The sequence below is a fragment of the Pararobbsia alpina genome (assembly GCF_965118125.1).
In the GTDB taxonomy this organism is placed as follows: domain Bacteria; phylum Pseudomonadota; class Gammaproteobacteria; order Burkholderiales; family Burkholderiaceae; genus Pararobbsia; species Pararobbsia alpina_A.
On sequence record NZ_OZ221287.1, the window covers coordinates 2,635,376 to 2,656,197 of the forward strand.

Here is a 20,822-nt window from a genome sequence, read left to right on the forward strand (position 1 = left end):
GTTGCGCAGTGTCTCCGTGCGCGTGCTGTTGCGGCCCTGAACGGGCTTAGCGGCCCGTCTTGAACTCAGTCCACAAGCGCGTTTCGAGACGATTGATATCGGCAGGAAGCGGCTTGAGCAGGAACAGCGTCTTGAGCACGTCGGGCGTCGGATAGACACCCGGATCGTCGGCCACGTCCTTCGCGACGAACTTGCGTGCTTCGGCGTTGGCGCTCGGATAGAACACTTCGTTCGTGATCGCGGCGTGGACTTCCGGCGTCTCGATGTAGTTGATCCACGCGAGCGCGGCTTCCTTATGCGCCGAATCCTTCGGAATCACCATCACGTCAAACCAGATCGGCGCACCACCCTTCGGGATCAGATAGTTGATCGAGAACGACTTCTTTGCTTCCTGAGCGCGCTTCTTCGCGATGATCACGTCGCCCGAGAAACCATAGGCGAAGCAGATGTCGCCGCCGGCGAGGTCGTTGATATAGCCGGACGAATTGAATTGCGTGATGTACGGGCGGATCTTCTTGAGCATCTCGAGCGCCGCGCGATAGTCCGCCGGGTTCGTGCTGTTCGGATCCTTGCCGATGTAGTGCAGCGCTGCCGCGAACACCTGGTCCGGGGCGTCGAGCACCGACACGCCGCACGACTTCAGCTTCGAGAGGTTTTCAGGCTTGAAGAGCACGTCCCAGCTGTCGAGGTCCACGCCTGCGCCCAGCGCGGCCTGCGCCTTCTGGACGTTGTAGCCGAGACCCGTCGTGCCGTAGGCCCAGGGCACCGCGTACTTGTTGCCCGGATCGGCGCCCGCGACGAGCGACATCAGATTCGGATCGAGATTCTTGAGGTTCGGGATCTTCGACTTGTCGAGCGGCTCGAAAATGCCAGCGGCGATTTGCTTGCCCGCATAGTTCGTCGTCGGGACGACGATGTCGTAGCCCGAGTGGCCCGTCAGAAGCTTGGCCTGGAGCGTGTCGTCGCTGTCGTAGTTGTCGTACTTGACCTTGATGCCGGTCTGCTTCTCGAAGTTCGGAATCGTATCCTTCGCGATGTAGTCAGACCAGTTATAGACATTGAGCTGCGTGTCTTTCGCGACGGCCGTACCGGCAGCGGCTGCTGCTGCCGTTGCCATCAGCAGCGCCGCGGCGCGAACCAGACCCGTGCGCATCTTCCCGTTCATCATGTGTTCTCCGTCCAGTCACGATCTCGCGATCGCGCTTCTGTCGTCTCGATGGGTCCCTGTGGGGCCCATGGTCCCTTTCGTCTTTCTTTCGGATGGATCGGCGCAAAAGCGCCGTCGCACAGCGCCGACGGTGCTCAAAGTACACGAGTCGGCGGGCCGCCAAAATGATTCGTCGCGCACAAATCAACCGACCGCGAGCCGGGCGTCATTATTGTTGAAAACGTTGAGGGATTAAAGCTCTTGTGCACGTTTTTTTTGCGTTTTAGAGGATTACAACGTCGTAAGGCGTAGGCTCGCAACAAATGGGAATCGCGTGCTCTCGCACGTCCATTGCGAATAACCCGAGAGCGCGTCAGGGGCCCGTGGCGCAAGACGTGCGATCGTGCTGTCATCTGTTGTAACAGCGCGGCCGGCCCGGATCGTCTCCGAGTGACCGCCGGTGGCATTTGCAAAGCTGCGGGCAGAACGGAGGTCGACGGCGTATGGGCCGGCTGACTGATGCTGGGATATTTTGCGGCGTGTCCCGGTTAGCAGCCATGTGTCGCCACAAGCGTCTGCCTGCTGAGTCTCCGAGCCACGAATCCGCGGCGAAATCGGACCCGCCAGCCAGGTAGCACGCCTTGTCCGCTCCGGGCAGCAGAGCTTCATCGACAATATTTATTGACCTGATCGGACTTATCAAATGGCTGGACGCAATGAGAACTATTATCATTTGCATGAACAACGGTTAAAACGCCGGCTTCGCCCCCGGCCCGAGAGCACAGCCATGGAAGCCACTCAGACCCTCGTCGCACCGCCGTCGTCCGCGCCGGATTCGCCCGCACAGGGCGGCGCTGCAACGACCCCGACCGCACCGGTCGTCCGCCCCGTGCGCACGTGGTTCAGCTTCGTCGGCGCGGGCGCGCTGATCGCCGTCGGCTATATGGATCCGGGCAATTGGGCGACCTCCCTCGCGGGCGGTGCGCAGTTCGGCTACAAACTGCTTGGCGTCGTCGCAGCGGCCAGCATCATGGCCATGCTGCTCCAATGGTTGTCGTCGCGTATTGGCGTGGTCACGGGCCGGGATCTCGCGCAGCTGTCGCGTGAGCATTATTCGCCGCGCACGGCCAAGGTGCTCTGGCTTGCAAGCGAAGTCGCGATCATTGCGACCGACGTGGCCGAGGTGGTGGGTAGTGCCGTGGCCTTGCAATTGTTGCTCGGTGTCTCGCTGACGGTGGGCGTGTTGCTTGCCGCAGTCGGGAGCTTTGTGATGCTGCTCCTGCCGCGGCGCGGCGCGACCTCGCTCGAATCGCTCGTGACTGCGATGATCCTGTTCGTCGCGCTGTGCTTCGTCGTGCAGCTTGCGCTTGCCCGTCCCGACTGGCATGCAGCCCTTGCGGGCTTTGCCCCGTCGCCGAAGCTTGTGACCGATGCGGGCATGCTCTGGCTCGCCACCGGGATCATTGGCGCGACGGTCATGCCGCACAACCTGTATTTGCACTCTGCCCTCGTCAAGGAACACGGCGGTACGCGTCGCTCGTATGAGGTCCGTGCAGCGTTGCGCGGCGTGAACGCCGACACATTTGGTTCGCTCGGCTTCGCGTTCATCATCAACGCGGCATTGCTGATTCTTGCAGCGGCGGTGTTCCACGCATCGGGCCACACGACCGTGACCGATCTTGCCGATGCGCAACGTCTGATCGAACCGTTGCTCGGTCATCACTGGGCCGGTCTGCTCTTCGCAGCTGCGCTGCTTGCGTGCGGTCTCAATTCGACCGTGACGGGGACGCTCGCCGGCCAGGTCGTCATGGAAGGTTTCTTGAACATCAAGGTCAAGGCCTGGCAGCGCACGATCATGACGCGCGTCGTCGCCATCGGGCCTGCGCTGGGCGCCGTCGCATTGTTTGGCGAGCATGGGTCGAACCAAATGCTTGTGGCGAGCCAGGTGGTGTTGAGTCTTCAGTTGCCGCTCGCCGTGATTCCGCTCGTGCGCTTCGCAGCGGATCGAGGATTGATGGGCAAATGGCGTGTCGGCGGACTCGCGCTGTTCGCTGCGTGGGCGTGCACGGCCATCATCCTCATCATGAATGGCGCATTGCTCTGGCAAGCTGCCACGAGCTGATCGGGCACGCTGACGCTGATCGAGCACGCTGAATGAGCGAAGGGCTGACCCGCCGGTGTTATCCGGCGCGTTGGCCCATCTTCACTGCCGTACTTCACCGCCGTACCTCACCGCCGTACCTCACTGCCGTACCTCTTCGCCGTAGTTCACCGCCCTAGTTCACCGCCGTACTTCACCGTCCGCATTCGCGCACGCTGCGTATCGCTCTCCCCATCCCGACTGACAGTCCGGGAGCAGGCACGGGAATTTCTACCGCGTATCGGCCGAAGGCCCGCGAGCACGATCGACCGTGCCCGCTGTGACGTCGACGCTGATAGAAAGCGCACTCACGGTTCACGTGTGCAAGTGACTAGCGGCAAAGCCTGACGCTGATTCAGACTTATCCCTGCTTTTGGTACAGGACAATCGCGTGCCACCCGATGCAGGCCAGTACAGGCTGATGCAGGCCAGCGTCGGGTCGATACAAGGCGGGCAAGCGCCCTCGCCGATTCACAACCCGAGCACTGCGCCGAACGTTGGGCGAAGTCACTCTTAGCCGTTCCCAGGAGGAACACGCATTGACGTTGATCCCGACGACCCTGACTCCGCGACGCTTGATCGCGCAGGCGCTGTTCGCCCTTTCGGGCGCGCTGCTCATCGACACCGCACAGGCCACCGTGACACTGTTGCAGCCAGCGCGTGAGCTCGCGGGAGAGCGGCCTCTCGAGATGGTCCTGCTGCTATCGCAGGATGACGCGGGCGAGCAACGATACGAGGTCCCTGACGAGATCGAGGTCGATATCGTCACGACCGACGGCCTCGCTCCACGGCGGCTCAAGCTGCATCACGCAGCGGGAGTGCCTGCCGCCGTCACACTGACGTCGGGACAATTCAAGAAGATTGCCTACAGCGCTGCGTGGCCAAAGGACGTTCGTGGAACAGTGCAGATTGCGCCCGTCACGTTCGATGCGGCGGCCAGCGTCGTGGTCCTCAACTGGGCCGCCAACGCGCCGGTCGCAGGACCGACTGCGTCGCCCCAAACGCCAGCATTGAGTGGTGGGCAAAGCGGTACAGGCGCCGCTGACCAAGCCGCCGGTGCAAATGCGAGCGCTGCGCCGGGTGCGTTGACGGAAAGTCCCGCGCAGGCGTCTGCTGCGTCGGCCGGTGGCTCCGTCGCGCCAACCCCATCCGCATCCGCGCCCTTGGTGACAGAGACGACCCGGATATCATTCAACGAGCCTGTCTACTTCGCACTGGGTCCGAGCGAAGGCGATACGACTGCGAAGTTCCAGCTCAGCTTCAAATACCGTCTTTTCGAACCCAGTGACCCTCGCTCGCGATCGCTCTTCGACAATCTGTACTTCGGTTACACACAGTTGTCGATTTGGGATCTGAGTAAAGACTCCAAGCCGTTCAAGGACACAAACTTCCGGCCTTCGTTGTTCTACTACCTGCCCGATACTGGCGTGCGCTCGAGCTGGTTTTCTACGCTCGGCATCGAGACCGGTGTCGAACATGAATCGAACGGCAAGGACGGCACGAACTCGCGTAGCATTAACACCGTATTCGTGCGCCCGATCTTCACGTGGAATAACGTGCTCGGCAATCGCCTCGTGATCGCGCCGAAGATGTACTACTACTTTGAAAAGAGCGATAACCCCGATATTCAGCAATATCGCGGCTACGTCGATCTCTTGATCAAATACGGCGACCCCGATGCTCTGGAACTCGCCACAACACTTCGCAAGGGCACCGCAAGTCACTACGGCAGCATCGATGCACAACTGACCTACCCGCTTCAGAAGCTGTTCGGTAGTGGCTTTGGCGGATACGTGTGGCTCGGCGTGTTCAGTGGCTACGGCGAAACACTGATCGACTACAACCACCACTCGAACTCAGTCCGGATCGGATACAGCATCACGCGATGATGCGAACGCAAACGGCCACGAGAAAAGCGACGGATAGATAGTGCACTGCAGGTCACGAGATCGGGCCAGAACGAGGTCGGCCGACTTCCGTATAATCGGTCGACCTCTACACGCAGGCCGTCCCTGACGCTGCCGTGTCAACCTATAGGCCCTGATCCATCCAGCCGATTCATGTCCAGCCTCAACGACCTTCCCGACAGCCCCTGCATTGGCGTGTGCTCGACCCTGTTCGACGAAATCTGCAAAGGCTGCGGCCGCACGGCCGTCGAAGTATCGAACTGGGTCTTTCTGAGCGAAGAAGAAAAGCGCGCCGTCTGGAACCGCATCGAACGCGAAGGCACCGCAATGCGCTTCACGCGCGAGAAGGGTTGAGCGGCTATTCTGAATTTTCCGCGCTCGTCGACGTCGTTCACATTTGGCGGAACCAGAGAGCAAAAAAGCCACGCATAAGCGTGGCTTTTTCGTGGTGCTTCAGGAATGCCGGCAGTCGGCCTCCCGGATCAAACGATCCCCTGGCTCGCCAGATACTCTTCGTACGTGCCGTGGTAATCCTTCACCGTCCCGTCATTCCGCACTTCAATGATCCGCGATGCAAGGCCGTTCACGAACTCACGGTCATGTGACACGAACACGAGGGTCCCGTTGAAGCGTTCGAGTGCAATCTGCAACGACTCGATCGATTCCATGTCCATGTGGTTCGTCGGCTCGTCCATCATCAGGACGTTGTGGCGACCGAGCATGAGCTTGCCGAAAATCATCCGGCCCTTCTCGCCCCCGGACAGCACCTTGACCGACTTGCGCACGTCGTCGCCGCCAAATAGCAGACGGCCTAGCGTGCCGCGCACGACCTGGTCGTCGTCGCCTTCCTGCGTGAAGCGCTGGATCCAGTCAGTGAGCGTCATGTCGTCAGGAAACTCTTCGTACGTATCCTGCGGCATATAACCAACGCTCGCGTTCTCCGCCCACTTGATCGAGCCGCCATCAACCGGCGTCGTTCCGACCAGCGAACGCAGCAGTGTCGTCTTGCCTGCGCCGTTTTCACCGATGATCGCGATCTTTTCGCCGGCCTGAACGGTCAGGTCGAGATTGCGGAAAATCGTGCGCTCATACGTCTTCGTCATCGCCTCGCCCGTGACGGCCAGGTTATGCAGCTTCTTCTCGAACTCGAAACGAATGAACGGGTTCTGACGCGACGACGGCTTGATGTCCTCGACCTTGATCTTCTCGATCTGCTTCGCACGACTGGTGGCCTGACGCGCCTTGGACTTGTTCGCCGAGAAACGACGCACGAAGTCCTGCAGTTCGGCGACACGTTCCTTCGCCTTCGCGTTCGCTGCGACCTGACGCTCGCGCGCTTGCGCCGACGCCAGCATGTAGTCGTCGTACGTGCCCGGATACACCTTCAGCGTCCCATAGTCCATGTCGGCCATATGGGTGCAGACCTGGTTCAGGAAGTGTCGATCGTGGGAAATGATGATCATCGTCGAGTTGCGCTGATTGAGCACATCCTCGAGCCAACGAATCGTATTGATGTCCAGGTTGTTGGTCGGTTCGTCGAGCAGCAGCACGTCCGGATCCGAGAACAGCGCCTGGGCGAGCAGCACACGCAGCTTCCAGCCCGGCGCCACGCCGCTCATCGGGCCATTGTGCTGGTCGATTGGAATACCGACGCCCAGCAGCAGCTCGCCCGCACGCGCTTCGGCGGTGTAGCCGTCGTATTCGGCGAACTTGCCTTCGAGCTCGGCCGCGCGCATGTAGTCGTCTTCGGTCGCGTCGGGATTCGCGTAGATCGCGTCGCGCTCGCTCATCGCTTGCCACATTTCGGTGTGGCCCATCATGACGACGTCGAGCACCCGCACTTCCTCGTAGCCGAACTGATCCTGCTTGAGCTTACCCAGGCGGATGTTCGGGTCGAGCATGACGTTGCCGCCCGACGGCTCGAGATCGCTGCCGAGGATTTTCATGAAGGTGGACTTGCCGCACCCGTTCGCACCGATCAGTCCGTAGCGGTTGCCCTCGCCGAACTTGACGGAAATATTTTCGAACAGGGGCTTCGCCCCGAATTGCATGGTGATATTGGCGGTAGACAGCACTGCGCGCGCCCTTTGGAAGAAATAGGCTGGAAAGTCCGCGATTTTAGCATTTCACCGTGACCGCACGTGCACGGGGCGATCCTGGCGGTGCGACGCAACGTCGCACCGCCCCGCCGGGCGGGCGTTGCGCTTGTTTAGTTGCCCGCAAAAAACGGCTTGCCGAGCGAAGCCGGGGAATTGAGCTTGATCGTATTCCGGTTGCGCGAAATCACCACGAGCACGACGACCGTGGCCAGATACGGCAGCATGGCCAGGAACTGGGTCGGCACGGCAATACCGAGCACCTGACCGTAGAACTGCAGCGTCATCACGAAGCCGAACAGCAAGGCGCCGACAATCAGCCGCCCCGGGCGCCACGTGGCGAACACGACAAGTGCCAGGGCGATCCAGCCGCTGCCTGCGGTAATGTTTTCCTGCCAGCCGTGCAGGCGAATGATCGTGTAGTAGCCGCCCGCAAGGCCCGCCATCGCGCCACCGAACAGGGTCGCGGCGAACCGCACGGCGAGCACCGGATGGCCGACCGAATGCGCAACGCCCGGCGACTCACCGACCGCACGCAGCACCAGCCCCGCGCGCGACCGGTAAAGAAACAGGCCAACCACAATGAACAGCACGACCGTCAGATAGTCGACCGGCGTGCGCGAGAAGATCGCCGGCCCGATGACCGGGATCTGGCTCAAGCCGGGAATCGGCATCGTTGCGACCGTGATCGGCACGGATGCGGAGGTATAAGGCTTCCCAATGTAGGCAGACAGCCCAATGCCGAAAATCGTCAGCGAAAGACCCGTGGCAACCTGATTGGCGAGCAGCACCAGCGTGAGCACACCGAACAGCGCGGACATCAGCAGCCCGGCAACTGCGCCCGCGGCCAGACCGATCCACGGGTTGCCGGTCATCGTCAGGGCCGCATAGCCCGAGACCGCTCCCATCAGCATCATGCCTTCGACGCCGAGGTTCAGCACACCCGATTTCTCGGTGACGAGCTCGCCCAGCCCGGCCTGCATCAGCGGGATCGCGGCGACAACGGCGCTCGCGCACAGCGCGGTGATCGGACCCAGATTCATACGGTAACTTCCTTCATCTCGATGAGACCTTCGGCGCGGAGTGCCAGGTTCAGTGCGGGCATCGCTACGTGGCTGACATAACGACTCAATACGCGACTCAATGCGCGACTCAGTGCGCGATTCATTGCGTGACTGGATGCACAGTTCAACGCGCGGCTGAATTCACGGTTCATCGCGCGGCTCAATGCGCGAGCCCCGTCGCCCCGCGGCGGCGAATGCGATAGTTCACGAGCAGATCGCAACCGAGCAGCGAGAACAGCAACAGCCCCTGGAACACACCGCTGATCGCCTGCGGCAACTGCAGCGAGATCTGCACGGATTCACCGCCGAGATACAGCAGCGCCATCAACAGACTCGCGAGCACGATACCGATCGGATGCAGACGGCCGACGAACACGCAGATGATGGCCGTAAAGCCATAGCCCGGAGACCACGTCGATTGCAGTTGCCCGATCGGCCCCGCAATCTCCGACACGCCGGCCAAACCCGCCGTTGCACCGCTGATCAGCAGCGACGCCCAGATCGTGCGGGCATCCGAGAAGCCGGCGTAACGCGCTGCAAGCGGCGCGAGGCCACCCACGTTCATTCTGAAGCCCGCAAAACTCTTCTTCATATACGCCCAGACGACCGGGATCGCGATCACCGTGACGAAGATCGAAGCATTCAACCGGGTGCCCTTAAAGAACGCCCAGTGAAGTCCGGCGTAGAGCCGCGGAAACAACGCGTCGTCAGAGAACGACTGCGACAGCGGGAAATTCATCCCGTTCGGATCGCGCCAGGGTCCGCTGACGAGATAAATCAGCAATTGCGTCGCCACATACGTGAGCATCAGGCTCACGAGCGTTTCGTTCGTATTGAAGCGCGTCTTCAGGTAAGCCGGCACCGCGGCCCACAGCATGCCGCCCACGACACCCGCGAGCATCATCAGCGGCAGAAGCCACCAGCCTGCATCGTTGTCGATATAGATCGCCACCCCGGCTGCGCAGATGCCGCCGACCAGCATCTGACCTTCAGCGCCGATGTTCCAGACATTGGCGCGATAGCCGATCGCGAGTCCCAGCCCGATCAGGCACAAGGGCGACGCCTTGAGCAGCAGCTCCGACAGCCCGTTACGGCTGGAGATCGGGTCGATAAAGAACGCTTTCATCGCCACACCCGGATCGCGTCCGACTAATCCGAAGATCAGCCATCCGATCACAAGCGTCAGCAACAGGGCGGCGAGCGGCACGGCAAGCTGCATCGTGCGCGACGGCGCGACACGCGCCTCGAGTTGAAAGGGCAAATTCATGAGGTTCAGGCGTTGGCCACGACAGGTTGTGCGTCTTCAAGCGAGCCGGAGGGCGCGTCGAACAGGCCCGCCATCCACAGGCCGATCTGCTCGGCGTTGGTCTCGTGCGTCTCACGGATCGGCGACAGCTTGCCGCGCGCGATCACGGCAAGGCGATCGCTGATCTCGAACAGTTCGTCGAGTTCTTCAGAGATCACGAGGATCGCGGCGCCCTTTGCCGCCATGTCGAGCAATTGCTGCCGGATAAACGAGGCCGCACCGACATCGACGCCCCATGTCGGCTGTGCGACGACAAGCACCTTTGGCGTCTGCAGCAACTCGCGTCCGACAATGAACTTCTGAAGGTTGCCGCCCGACAGACTTTGCGCGATCGCTTCCGTTCCCCCGCAGCGCACGTCGAACGCTTCGATACAGCGCTTGGCAAACGCGCGCATCGCACGGTGATTGAGCCAGCCCTTGTGCACCATGCCCTGCCGGTGCGCGGTCAGCAACGCGTTGTCCGACAGCGGTAGCGACGGTACGGCGCCGCGACCCAGACGTTCCTCAGGCACGAATGCAAACCCGAGAGCACGACGTTCGTTGGCGCCCATTCGTCCCGCTGCCTTGCCGAGCAGCCGGATCGCATCGGCACGCGGCGCGCGCGACTCGCCCGACAGCGCCGATAGCAGCTCTGCCTGACCATTGCCCGACACGCCCGCAATGCCGAGAATCTCGCCCGCCCGGAGTTCAAACGAGACGTTGAGCAGCGAGGTGCCGAAGGGGTCGGCACTCTCCATCGTGAGCTTGTCGACGGCCAGCAAGGTCTCGCCGCGCTCGTGCGTCTTGCGCTGATATTCGGGCAACGCATGTCCGACCATCAGCGTCGCCAGCGACGCGGTCGTCTCGCCACGCGGATCGACATGCCCGGTCACACGCCCGCCGCGCATCACAGTCGCATTGGTACAGAGTTCCTGAATCTCGTCGAGCTTGTGACTGATGTACAGAATGCTGCGGCCTTCAGCGGCGAGCCGCTTGAGCGTTTCAAAGAGCTTGCGCACGGCCTGCGGCGTGAGCACCGAGGTCGGCTCGTCCATGATGAGCAGCCGCGGGTTCTGAAGCAGGCACCGCACGATTTCGACGCGCTGGCGTTCACCGACGGTCAGGCTGTGCACGTGGCGCTGAGGATCGACGTCGAGCCCGTATTCGGTCGACACTTCACGTACCCGCTTGGCCAATACCTTGAGGTCGAACGGCTCATCGAGCGCCAGTGCGATGTTCTCCGCGACGGTCAACGTCTCGAACAACGCGAAATGCTGGAACACCATGCCGATGCCCAGCCGCCGCGCGGCCGACGGCGTCGGAATCGTGACGCTTTGCCCTTCCCAGACGATCTCGCCGGCATCGGGATGCACCGCACCGTAGATGATTTTCATCAACGTGCTTTTGCCCGCGCCGTTCTCGCCGAGCACGGCGTGGATCTCGCCAGGCATCACGGTCAGCGATACGTTGTCGTTGGCGAGCACGGCCGGGTATTGCTTCGTGATACCGGTCAGCACCAGACGCGCTGACTCGGCTGCGCGGTGTTCGACGGGTGGTTTCATTCGCCTCTCGTTCGCTGTTGCCGTGTGTACATTATCGTGATCGGAGCAGCCCGCGAGCCGCCCCCTTTTGCGACCGACGATACCCAAAACGGGGCATGGCGTCGAGCGCGTCAAAATCCGTAAACGCCCTGATTTCAGCGCCGATGAGACAGCCTGACCGAACGGACAGATTGATCTATGAACCGCGCTTGACGCTTGCTTTTAGGCATATTAGAAACAATATAGCGACAGCCCTTCATCATCATCCAGATCGTATAAACCCGAAGCATGCGGAGAGTTCAATGAGTCAGCAACGCGAAGCCATCGACACGTACCTGCTGCGTGTGATGAACACGCTGCTGACCGAGCGCAGCGTCACACGTGCCGCGGTCAAGCTCAACCAGTCCCAGCCGGCCATCAGCGCGGCGCTCAGGCGCCTGCGCGACATCACGGGCGACCCCTTGCTCGTGCGCGGCAAGGCGGGCATGGTGCCGACCGAATACGGCCTGCAGCTGCTCGAGCCCGTCCAGAATGCGCTGCGCGAAATCGAGCGCATTCGCTTCCAGCAACACAATTTCGACCCCGCCACCTCGATCCGCGCCTACCGGATCGGATGTCCCGACTATCTGAACGCCCTGTTCGTGCCGACCGTCGTCGAGCGGTTTCGCGAGGCTGCGCCGACCGCGACGCTCGAGTTCCACTCGCTCGGACCGTCGTTCGACTACGAGCTTGCACTCGAGGAAGGCAAGCTCGATATCGTGATCGGCAACTGGCCCGAACCGCCCGAGCAACTGCACCTTTCGAATCTGTTCGTCGACGAGATCGTGTGCCTGATGTGCAATACGCACCCCCTCGCGCGACGCGGCGCCCTCACGCTCGAGCAATACCTGAGCGCGCCTCACCTCGCGCCGACGCCCTACTCGGTTGGCCAGCGCGGCGCCATCGATGTGCACCTCGCGCGAGAACGCCTCAAGCGCAATGTCGTCGTCACGCTGCCCTACTTCAATGTCGCACCGTACGTGCTCGCCAAGTCGGACCTGATCTTCACGACCACGCGCTCTTTTGCCGAGCACTTTGCGCGCTTGTTGCCCCTCAGCGTCTTGCCCGCACCGACGAACTTTCCGCCGATGCAGTACTACCAGCTCTGGCACGAGCGCAGTCACTATTCGGACGAAGTGAAGTGGCTGCGCGGCCTGGTGACCGATGCGATGAAAACCGTCAGCGAAATTGCTCCGGCTGTGTAAGTGCTGCCTGCGTAGGTGCTGCGTTCGTAAGCGCCACCTGCATAGGCGCTGCCTGCATAAGCGGCGGTCATATACGCGTTAGCCGGCCAGCCGCATCGACAACGCATTGTGTCGCTCGACAAGCGGACCCAGCTCGACCGTTTCGAGATGTCCCCCGCGCACAACGACCTTGCCGTTCACGACCGTCCACGCCGCGCGTTCGCTCGCGCAGAAAACGAGTGCGGCAAGCGGGTCGTGCTGCGCGCCCGCGAACGCCAGCGTGCGCAGGTCGAATGCGGCAAAGTCGGCCGCCATGCCCGGCGCGAGCGCGCCGATATCGTCGCGGCCGAGCACGCGCGCGCCGCCGAGCGTTGCCATCTCGAGTGCATCGCGTGCCGTCAGCGCATCCGGACCGAATCCGACGCGCTGCAGCAACAGCGCCTGACGCATCTCACCGACCATCTGCGCGCCGTCGTTCGATGCGGATCCATCGACGCCCAGGCCGACCGGCACGCCTTCGTCTCGCATGCGCCGCACGGGCGCGATGCCTGAGGCAAGCCGCATGTTCGAACACGGGCAATGCGCGACCCCCGTTCCCGTGCGTGCAAACAAACCGATCCCCGCCGAGTCGAGCTGCACGCAGTGCGCATGCCAGACGTCGTGCCCGACCCAGCCGACGTCTTCCGCGTACTCCGCGGGCGTCATGCCAAACCTTTCACGGCTGTAAGCGACATCGTTCGTGTTCTCGGCAAGATGCGTATGCAGTCGCACGCCGTAGCTGCGCGCGAGCGCGGCCGATTCGCGCATCAGATCGCGACTCACGGAAAACGGCGAACACGGTGCGACGCCGACGCGCAGCATCGCGTAGCGTCCGTCGTCGTGATACGTCTCGATCAGCCGGCGCGTGTCGGCGAGGATGGCGTCCTCGTGTTCGACGACCGCGTCGGGCGGCAGCCCACCCTGGCTTTGGCCAATGCTCATGCTGCCGCGCGTCGCGTGGAAACGCATGCCGATGCGCGACGCGGCCGCAATGCTGTCGTCAAGACGGCAGCCATTGGGATAGATGTAGAGGTGATCGCTCGACGTCGTGCAGCCCGACATCAGCAGTTCGGCCATCGCGGTCAGCGTCGAGACTTCGATCATTTCGGGTGTCAGGCCCGCCCAGACGCCATAGAGGTTCGTGAGCCAGCCGAACAGCTCCGCATCCTGCGCTGCCGGCAGCACGCGGGTCAGGCTCTGATACATGTGGTGATGCGTGTTGACAAGTCCCGGTGTGACGACGTGCCCTGTGAGATCGATGACCTCGTCTGCCTCGGCCGGCAAGCTGTCCGATGGGCCGACGGCAACGATGCGGCCGCCTTCGATATAAAGGCCGCCCTGGCGGATCTCACGACGCGTCTCGTCCATGGTCACGAGCAGATCGGCGTTGCGCGCAAGCAGCGTGCGGCCTTGCGCAGACGTCCGGTCGGAAGCGTTGGCGGGCACGTTTTCGGACGGATTGGCAGGAGGGTTGGCAGACGTCATGGCGGGTCACCTTCTTGAAGCCGCTACCGTACCGAAGCGCTGCTGCGGCGGCAATATGTGCGGCCGAATGCGCGATATGTCGCTCGTCTTATTTTCACGATTCCATGCGCATCCGATATTGTTCGTCCCTACAATGGCCGCACGCCATCGGCAGGCCGGACAGCGCGTCCAGGACGTCCGCAGAAACACGCCGTATAAGCAATCACCAGAAAGAGTCACCAAAAGAAGCCACCACAAAGCCTCCACGAATCCGCCAGGGACCGCGAATGGGAAAACTGACCACGCACGTGCTGGACACGGCGCACGGACGGCCGGGCGCCGGCATCCGAGTCGAACTGTTTCGCATCGACGGCGACACGCGCACGCGCCTCGTCGACACGACGACCAACGCGGATGGACGATGCAACGCCCCGCTCCTCGAAGGGAACGCCCTTGTCGCGGGTCGCTACGAACTCGTGTTCCAGGCAGGTCAATATTTCTCGGCCTCGGGCGTCGCTCTACCCGAACCGCCGTTCGTCGATGAAGTCGTGCTGCGTTTCGGCATCGCCAATGCCAACGCGCACTATCACGTTCCACTGCTCGTCTCGCCGTGGAGCTACAGCACCTATCGCGGAAGCTGACCGGGGACACCAACACAATGGAAGGCTTCATTACCGACTGGCTAAGTCTTGTCGCACGCTGGTTCCATGTGATCGTCGCGATTGCATGGATCGGCGAATCGTTTTACTTCGTCGCGCTCGATAACGGCCTGCGTCCCGCCAAGGACCCCGCCACGATGCCAAAAGGCGTGTTCGGCGAGTTCTGGCATGTGCATGGCGGCGGCTTCTACCACATGCAGAAATACACCGTGGCTCCGCCGAACATGCCGGAGAAACTGCACTGGTCGTTCTGGCCGTCCTATACGACCTGGCTCACGGGTTTCACGCTGTTCTGCATCGTCTACCTGTCGAGTCCGAACACGTATCTGATCGACAAGAACGTGCTCGACATGGGGCCCGTCGTCGCGATCTCGGCGGCGATCGGTTTTCTGGTCGTCGGTTGGATCGTCTATGACTCGCTGTGCCGATTGCTGGGTCAACGCGATACGTTGCTTGGCGTGGCTGTCGGACTCTATGTGCTGCTTGCGACCTATGTCGCGTGCCACGTGTTCGCAGGCCGCGCCGCGTATCTGATCATCGGTGCAATGCTCGCGACGATGATGACCTCCAACGTGCTCATGATCATCATCCCGGGCCAGCGCAAGATGGTCGCCGCGATGCTGCGCGGCGAGGCGCCGAATCCGATCTACGGCAAGCGTGGCAAGCAGCGTTCGGTGCACAACACGTATGTCACGCTGCCGGTCGTCTTCGCGATGCTGTCGAATCACTACGCGATGACGTACACGCATCCGTATAACTGGGCGATCCTTGCACTGATCATGCTGGCGGGTGCGTTAATACGGCAGTTCTTCGTGATGCGTCACCGCGATCAGACACTGTGGTATCTGCCGCTTATCGGGATTGTGCTGATTCTTGGCGCCTTTGCATGGACGTTCCCGAAGCCTGTGCCTGCGCAGGCCGCCGGGGCGACTTCGGTGAAACTCGCCGATATCGAGCCGATCATCGCCGCGCGTTGCGTGCAGTGTCATGCGGCACATCCGACGCTCATGGGCAGCGCACCCGCGGGCGTTCTGCTCGACACACCCGACGGTATTGCACTGAATGCGCAGCGCATCTATCAGCAGGCCGTGCAACTCAAGGCGATGCCGCTCGGCAATGTGACGCACATCACCGATGAGGAACGCACGAAGCTCGGCGCGTGGTTTACAGCGGGCGCACAGCGGTAAGTCGCGAGGTCATTACGTTCGTCAGGGCGAACTGCGTGCGCCGGTCGACGCGAACCGCGGTTCGCCTCCGAAGCCATGCCTCAGAACGTTTCGAGCGAATCGAAACGCTGTTGGATACGCTTACTCCGTGACCAGTGCGTCGACGGGAAGCACGTAGGAAAACGGCAGCGTCTGCTCATTGAGGTTGACGCCGCCGCCACCGCGATCGACGACGATGAAGTCGCTGACCTCGCCGCACGCAATCAGCGGGTGATGCCAGACGCCCTTCGCAAAGTTGACCCCCTGCCCATCGCGCGCCACGAAGGCGCGCAATGCCTGGGCATCGAGATCGCCTGCCGGCGCGACCACCACAAGGTAAGGACGCCCGTGCAGCGGAATAAACGCCTGACTGCCCAACGGATGGCGTTCCATCATCGTGACTTCAAACGGCAATTCGCGAGGTTGTCCACGAAACACATTGATCAAGGTGCGACCGCCTTCATCGCCCGTGTCGACGCGAGCGAGATCGTGGTAACGCTCGGTCGTCCCCAGATTGATCGGATAGTGTCGCGCTCCTTCAAGCTCGATCACGTCGCCAAACGGCGCAAACGCCTCGCGCGTGAGTGTTTCGACGGATAGCACCCGAGCTTCGCTGCGTGTTTCATCCACTGGCATCGTCATCTTCCTCTTCTGCAACGCATCGGTTTCCCGTGCGTTTTGAATCAACTAGCGACCACGCGTTGCGTCGTGTGTAACCGACGCGGTTACTCTGATCGATTCAACGCTTTACCCATGCGGGCGTCTCAGGCAACCTGCCCGAACAACCGCAGCCGTGACACGCCGCCGTCCGGAAAGATATTGAACCGAACATGCGTCACAGGTCCGAGCGCCGCGACTTCGGACTCGAAGGTGTGCACATTGTCCATCTGAAGCTTTTGCTCGGGCAACAGGGTCGGCCAGAACATCGACTGCGTGATCAGCGACGCATCGGTGCCACCCTGCACATGCGCCGCCTGGAGGGAGCATCGGTCCGGGTAGTTGCCCTTGAAGTGCGCCGTATCGACGATCACGCGCTTGAGTTCTCCGGGATGCGCGAGCGCGACGATGCACCAGTCGTTACCCGGCTCGCGACGACGCCGTGTTTCCCATCCGTCACCCATATTCACACCGCGACCCGGCATCAGCAGCGTCGACGCGAGACCAAAGTGCTGGTTGTTCGTGCCGACGATATAGGCGCCGTTCTCCATGGCCGCCAGATCGATCAGCGCGCTGCGATCGGCATGCGTCCAGTCGACCAGCGGCTGACCGTACACGCGCAGGCGCGCGATCCCGCCATCGGGATAGATATTGAGCCGCAAATGCGTAAACGCGCTCGTCGCGCTGACTTCCACGTAGTGATGGCTATTGCCCTGTAACGATTGCGACGGCACGATCTCCGTCCACTGCGTGCCGGCGTCGGGCGACTTCCCGTCGGCCAGATGACACGCCTCCACCGAGGCCGCAGGCGGATAGTTGCCCGTGAAGTGGCTCGTATCGATATCGAAGCCCTTGATCACCCCGGCACGCGCGAGCTTCACGATGCACCAGTCGTACCCTGTCACGCGCTTGCGACGAGTCTCCCAGCCGTCCATCCACTTGCCATGGTCGTCGTACTTGCCGGGGATAAAGACAGCGGGTTCGGGGTTCAGCATGCGCGCCATCGGCGCGAAGAAATCGTCGCTTGTTTCCAGAGCCTGCGCACCGAGGCGCGGGTCCGCCAGATTGACAAAGCGGCGAGTAAATTCCGGAGCGTTGGGATCGAGCGTAGGCAATGCCATCGGATGAGTCCTTGACGTGAAATCGGTGGGCAGATGATCAGGCGATCAGGTCGTCGAGGCGAAAGCGCGCGATCCGGTAGATCTGCGCAAGGCTCTCGCGGGTCTCGGTGTCCCGATCGTTCGTGATGCGGCGACGCATCTGTTCGATAATGCCGGCGCGGTCATAGCCGCGCACGGCCAGAATAAACGGAATACCAAAGGTATCGCGATAGGTCCGGTTGAGCGCCTGCAACTGCGCGTATTCCTCAGGCGTGCATTGGTCGAGGCCGGCACCGCTTTGCTCACGCGTCGACTCCGCGGTCAGCTCGCCGCGGATGGCGGCCTTGCCGGCCAGTTCGGGGTGAGCGTTGATCAACGCCATCTGCAACGACACATCCGCGGTGTCCACTGCATCACGCATCGCAGCATGCAATGCATCGACTGTGGCAAACGGGCGGTGAACCCACGCACGCTCCGCGACCCACGGCGAATGTTCGAACACGCCACCGAGTGCCGCAATAAACTCATCTTGCGGCATGGCCGACAGGTCTTCGAGCGCGTAGCGCCGTGCATGTACCGTGGCATTCATCGCGAGCCCTCCATCTGTACCGACGCCGCATACGGATGTTCCGACATCCAGTGATTTGCGATATCAATGCGACGCGTGATCCACACGCGATCGTGTTGCTCGAGATAGTCGAGAAAACGCTGCAGCGCACGGAACCTGCCCGGTCGGCCAAGCAGACGACAGTGCATACCGATCGACAACATCTTCGGCACCTCTTCGCCTTCTTCGTATAGCACGTCGAACGCGTCGCGCAGATAGGTGTAGAAGTGATCGGCGGTGTTGAAGCCCTGTGGCGTTGCGAACCGCATATCGTTCGTGTCGAGCGTGTACGGCACAACCAGCTGAGGCCGGATCTCGCCGCCCGTGACTTCGACGTCGGTCCAGAAAGGCAAATCGTCGCCGTAGTAGTCGGATTGATAGGTGAACCCGCCGTATTCGGCGACCAGCCGTGCGGTATTCGGACTATCGCGGCCCGTGTACCAGCCAAGCGGACGCACGCCGGTCACGCGTTCAATCGTCTCCATGCCGATCCGCATGTGCTCCGCTTCGAGCTCGGGCCGCATGTCCTGATAGTGAATCCAGCGCCAGCCGTGGCACGCGATCTCGTGTCCGGCCTCGACGAACGCATGCGCGACTTCAGGGTGGCGTTCGAGCGCCATCGACACACCGAAGATGGTCAATGGCAAACCGCGTTTCTCGAACTCACGCAGAATGCGCCAGACGCCCGCACGCGAGCCGTATTCGTAGATCGACTCCATGCTCATATGGCGAGCCGGATACGAGGCCGCACCGACGATCTCGGACAGAAACTGCTCGGACCCCGGGTCGCCGTGAAGCACGCAGTTCTCGCCGCCCTCCTCGTAGTTCAGCACGAACTGGACGGCCACGCGGGCCTTTCCCGGCCAGTTGGCCTGCACCGGATGCCGGCCGTAGCCGACGAGGTCACGCGGGTAGTGCTTGTCGATGGGCATCGTTCGGTAGTCTCACTGGGTCGCGTCTGACTGCGCGACGTGGAAACGAGTGTAGCGAAATCGACGCAGCCCGCCCATATGACGAACGAGATAGTGACGGTCAGACCGGATGTATGGCGCCGGCCTGCACCGCCAGGTCAATCGGCCTGAACGCCGACCTTCGCACGACCCGCGCACGGATAGCCCGTAGCCTCGAGCACGAAGCCGTCCGGATCGCTGAACAGACGCGCGGGCGCGCCGACGGGCAGCGTCACGATATCGTCGATGTGGCCGAACTTGAGTCCCGTCAGGATCGGCACACCGGTCAACGCGCGAATCTGCGCGATGACTTCCGGCAAGCCGTAGCCGTTGTCATACGGCACCGGATCGCTCTGTGAGAAGTCACCGAGCACGATCGCCTGCTGGCGCGCGAGAATGCCCGCCTGATGCAGCTGGTACAACATGCGTTCGATCCGGTACGGACGCTCGGCGACGTCTTCCAGAAACAGGATGCCGCCGTCGATACGCGGCAAATACGGCGACCCGATCAATGAAGCGATCATGGCCAGGTTGCCGCCCCATAGCGTGCCGCCGACGTTGAGGGTGTGCGATTGTTGATGCGTCGACTCGATATTGACGCTCGTGTCGCGAACCGCACGCCAGAAATGCGTGTGCATAAAACTGCTGTAACTGTCGTTCAGCGCACCGAAGTTGCCGGCGAGCATCGGGCCGCCAAACGTCATCAGCCCCGTCTTGGCCAACAAGGCAAGCTGAATGGCGGTGAAATCGCTGTGACCGACGAGCATCGTCGATGTGCCTTCGAGGCGCCGCCGCAGGCCCGCGTAATCGATGCGATCCAGCAGTCGCGTCGCGCCATAGCCGCCGCGGATCGCCATGACGATATCCGCAAGCGGCCGCCGCGGATCCGCAAGCCGATTCAAATCCGCAAGACGCTCTTCATCGGTGCCCGCGAACCGCTCGAAGCGACGATGCGCAACCTCCGCACCGCTGACGATCGCACCCTCGCGCTCGAGCCTCGCGACGCCGCGCGCCACGGTGGCGGCATCGTTCGGATATCCCGACGGGGCAATGATTTCGATCGAAAGCGACATGCAGGGTCTCCGGCTTGGAAGGCGAAGCGCGCATCGGCTTCAGCGCGCGTTGCGTGGGGTCAGGGAGTCGGGTGGAACGTCGGCCTGAGCGGCGCGCTCAGCGCGCTCGGCTCGAATGGCTGCGCGACGATCCGCAAAAAACTGCGAAAGCTGCGTCGAGCATTCGGTCTCGAGTACGCCACCCACGACGCCCGCGTGGTGGTTGAGACGCAGCTCGGCGAACGCATCGACGACACTGCCGCATGCACCGGTTTTCGGATCGCGCGCTCCGTACACGACGCGCGAAATGCGTGAGTGCATGATGACGCCCGCACACATCAGGCAGGGCTCGAGCGTGACATAGAGTTCGCAGCCCGGTAATCGGTAGTTACCGAGCGCTTTTGCCGCATTGCGCAATGCGACCATCTCGGCATGGGCGGACGGATCGTGCGTACCGATCGGCTGATTGAATCCGGTCGCCACGACGACACCGTCGCGCACGACAACGGCGCCGACAGGAACCTCGCCGGCGGCACGCGCTTGTTGCGCCGCATCGATTGCAAGCTGCATCCAGCGAGCATCGTGCTCTTGAACAAAATCCTCAGACATAGTGTTGGGTGCGGAATTCGACGCGGCACGCGCGCCTGACCCTGTAGCGCCCCGCCTCTCCCAGTCTATGGGATTCG

General features: G+C 62.1%; 18 protein-coding genes. 6 read left to right on the forward strand and 12 right to left on the reverse strand.

Features of this window, described 5'->3' with window-relative positions; translation table 11 throughout:
• Positions 1-46 precede the first annotated feature (46 nt).
• Positions 47-1,117, reverse strand: a complete 1,071-nt coding sequence (locus ACMFWR_RS11445) for a polyamine ABC transporter substrate-binding protein (protein WP_413194859.1) — start codon at positions 1,115-1,117, stop codon at positions 47-49.
• 817 nt (positions 1,118-1,934) lie between these two features.
• On the opposite strand from ACMFWR_RS11445, the gene ACMFWR_RS11450 reads away from it, so the two are divergent.
• From ACMFWR_RS11450 to ACMFWR_RS11460, 3 genes are all read left to right on the forward strand, one after another.
• Positions 1,935-3,269, forward strand: a complete 1,335-nt coding sequence (locus tag ACMFWR_RS11450; protein WP_413191789.1) for an Nramp family divalent metal transporter — start codon at positions 1,935-1,937, stop codon at positions 3,267-3,269.
• Between the two features lie 557 nt (positions 3,270-3,826).
• A complete protein-coding gene (locus ACMFWR_RS11455; protein ID WP_413191790.1) occupies positions 3,827-5,176 on the forward strand; it encodes a phospholipase A in 1,350 nt (449 codons plus the stop codon).
• Between the two features lie 171 nt (positions 5,177-5,347).
• Entirely contained in the window at positions 5,348-5,548 is a 201-nt protein-coding gene (locus ACMFWR_RS11460) for a DUF1289 domain-containing protein (RefSeq protein ID WP_413191791.1), read from the forward strand.
• A 128-nt stretch (positions 5,549-5,676) separates the two neighbouring features.
• Here the strand turns inward: ACMFWR_RS11460 and ACMFWR_RS11465 are convergent, their stop codons facing one another.
• From ACMFWR_RS11465 to ACMFWR_RS11480, 4 genes are all read right to left on the reverse strand, one after another.
• A complete protein-coding gene (locus ACMFWR_RS11465) occupies positions 5,677-7,269 on the reverse strand; it encodes an ABC-F family ATPase (RefSeq protein ID WP_413191792.1) in 1,593 nt (530 codons plus the stop codon).
• Between the two features lie 134 nt (positions 7,270-7,403).
• Positions 7,404-8,333: an ABC transporter permease gene (locus ACMFWR_RS11470; RefSeq protein ID WP_413191793.1), complete on the reverse strand. Its 930-nt coding sequence runs from the start codon at positions 8,331-8,333 to the stop codon at positions 7,404-7,406.
• A 181-nt stretch (positions 8,334-8,514) separates the two neighbouring features.
• Entirely contained in the window at positions 8,515-9,621 is a 1,107-nt protein-coding gene (locus tag ACMFWR_RS11475; RefSeq protein ID WP_413191794.1) for an ABC transporter permease, read from the reverse strand.
• Between the two features lie 5 nt (positions 9,622-9,626).
• Entirely contained in the window at positions 9,627-11,201 is a 1,575-nt protein-coding gene (locus ACMFWR_RS11480; protein ID WP_413191795.1) for an ABC transporter ATP-binding protein, read from the reverse strand.
• Positions 11,202-11,482: 281 nt separating this feature from the next.
• Between ACMFWR_RS11480 and ACMFWR_RS11485 the strand changes: the two genes are divergently transcribed.
• Positions 11,483-12,424 (forward strand): LysR substrate-binding domain-containing protein, encoded by a 942-nt coding sequence (locus ACMFWR_RS11485; RefSeq protein ID WP_413191796.1) that lies wholly within the window; start codon positions 11,483-11,485, stop codon positions 12,422-12,424.
• 78 nt (positions 12,425-12,502) lie between these two features.
• On the opposite strand, the gene ACMFWR_RS11490 is transcribed toward ACMFWR_RS11485, so the two are convergent.
• Positions 12,503-13,927: an 8-oxoguanine deaminase gene (locus tag ACMFWR_RS11490; protein WP_413191797.1), complete on the reverse strand. Its 1,425-nt coding sequence runs from the start codon at positions 13,925-13,927 to the stop codon at positions 12,503-12,505.
• 266 nt (positions 13,928-14,193) lie between these two features.
• On the opposite strand from ACMFWR_RS11490, the gene uraH reads away from it, so the two are divergent.
• Entirely contained in the window at positions 14,194-14,547 is a 354-nt protein-coding gene (gene uraH / locus ACMFWR_RS11495; protein ID WP_413191798.1) for a hydroxyisourate hydrolase, read from the forward strand.
• A 17-nt stretch (positions 14,548-14,564) separates the two neighbouring features.
• Positions 14,565-15,752 (forward strand): urate hydroxylase PuuD, encoded by a 1,188-nt coding sequence (locus tag ACMFWR_RS11500; RefSeq protein WP_413191799.1) that lies wholly within the window; start codon positions 14,565-14,567, stop codon positions 15,750-15,752.
• Between the two features lie 120 nt (positions 15,753-15,872).
• On the opposite strand, the gene ACMFWR_RS11505 is transcribed toward ACMFWR_RS11500, so the two are convergent.
• The 6 genes from ACMFWR_RS11505 to tadA all read right to left on the reverse strand — a co-directional run bounded on the left by ACMFWR_RS11505 (position 15,873) and on the right by tadA (position 20,745).
• On the reverse strand, positions 15,873-16,406 hold the full coding sequence (locus tag ACMFWR_RS11505) for an ureidoglycolate lyase (protein WP_413191800.1): 534 nt from the start codon (positions 16,404-16,406) through the stop codon (positions 15,873-15,875).
• A 128-nt stretch (positions 16,407-16,534) separates the two neighbouring features.
• Positions 16,535-17,548, reverse strand: coding sequence for an allantoicase (gene alc / locus ACMFWR_RS11510; protein WP_413191801.1), 1,014 nt, complete (start codon positions 17,546-17,548; stop codon positions 16,535-16,537).
• 37 nt (positions 17,549-17,585) lie between these two features.
• Complete coding sequence (gene uraD, locus ACMFWR_RS11515) at positions 17,586-18,116, reverse strand: 2-oxo-4-hydroxy-4-carboxy-5-ureidoimidazoline decarboxylase (protein ID WP_413191802.1); 531 nt, start codon at positions 18,114-18,116, stop codon at positions 17,586-17,588.
• Positions 18,113-19,066, reverse strand: a complete 954-nt coding sequence (gene puuE, locus ACMFWR_RS11520) for an allantoinase PuuE (protein WP_413191803.1) — start codon at positions 19,064-19,066, stop codon at positions 18,113-18,115. The genes uraD and puuE overlap by 4 nt, the downstream gene beginning before the upstream one ends.
• Positions 19,067-19,203: 137 nt before the next feature.
• Entirely contained in the window at positions 19,204-20,157 is a 954-nt protein-coding gene (gene ldcA / locus ACMFWR_RS11525) for a muramoyltetrapeptide carboxypeptidase (protein ID WP_413191804.1), read from the reverse strand.
• A 39-nt stretch (positions 20,158-20,196) separates the two neighbouring features.
• Entirely contained in the window at positions 20,197-20,745 is a 549-nt protein-coding gene (gene tadA / locus ACMFWR_RS11530) for a tRNA adenosine(34) deaminase TadA (protein ID WP_413191805.1), read from the reverse strand.
• Between the last annotated feature and the right edge of the window lie 77 nt (positions 20,746-20,822).

Bases quoted from the DNA above. Each gene is read 5' to 3' on its own strand.
- tadA (WP_413191805.1), bottom strand. From the start codon at position 20,745: ATGTCTGAGGATTTTGTTCAAGAGCACGATGCTCGCTGGATGCAGCTT.
- ACMFWR_RS11480 (WP_413191795.1), bottom strand. From the start codon at position 11,201: ATGAAACCACCCGTCGAACACCGCGCAGCCGAGTCAGCGCGTCTGGTG.
- ACMFWR_RS11460 (WP_413191791.1), top strand. From the start codon at position 5,348: ATGTCCAGCCTCAACGACCTTCCCGACAGCCCCTGCATTGGCGTGTGC.
- ACMFWR_RS11505 (WP_413191800.1), bottom strand. From the start codon at position 16,406: ATGCCAGTGGATGAAACACGCAGCGAAGCTCGGGTGCTATCCGTCGAA.
- ldcA (WP_413191804.1), bottom strand. From the start codon at position 20,157: ATGTCGCTTTCGATCGAAATCATTGCCCCGTCGGGATATCCGAACGAT.
- uraH (WP_413191798.1), top strand. From the start codon at position 14,194: ATGGGAAAACTGACCACGCACGTGCTGGACACGGCGCACGGACGGCCG.
- uraD (WP_413191802.1), bottom strand. From the start codon at position 18,116: ATGAATGCCACGGTACATGCACGGCGCTACGCGCTCGAAGACCTGTCG.
- ACMFWR_RS11500 (WP_413191799.1), top strand. From the start codon at position 14,565: ATGGAAGGCTTCATTACCGACTGGCTAAGTCTTGTCGCACGCTGGTTC.
- ACMFWR_RS11445 (WP_413194859.1), bottom strand. From the start codon at position 1,117: ATGGCAACGGCAGCAGCAGCCGCTGCCGGTACGGCCGTCGCGAAAGAC.
- ACMFWR_RS11450 (WP_413191789.1), top strand. From the start codon at position 1,935: ATGGAAGCCACTCAGACCCTCGTCGCACCGCCGTCGTCCGCGCCGGAT.
- ACMFWR_RS11475 (WP_413191794.1), bottom strand. From the start codon at position 9,621: ATGAATTTGCCCTTTCAACTCGAGGCGCGTGTCGCGCCGTCGCGCACG.
- alc (WP_413191801.1), bottom strand. From the start codon at position 17,548: ATGGCATTGCCTACGCTCGATCCCAACGCTCCGGAATTTACTCGCCGC.
- ACMFWR_RS11485 (WP_413191796.1), top strand. From the start codon at position 11,483: ATGAGTCAGCAACGCGAAGCCATCGACACGTACCTGCTGCGTGTGATG.
- puuE (WP_413191803.1), bottom strand. From the start codon at position 19,066: ATGCCCATCGACAAGCACTACCCGCGTGACCTCGTCGGCTACGGCCGG.
- ACMFWR_RS11490 (WP_413191797.1), bottom strand. From the start codon at position 13,927: ATGACGTCTGCCAACCCTCCTGCCAATCCGTCCGAAAACGTGCCCGCC.
- ACMFWR_RS11470 (WP_413191793.1), bottom strand. From the start codon at position 8,333: ATGAATCTGGGTCCGATCACCGCGCTGTGCGCGAGCGCCGTTGTCGCC.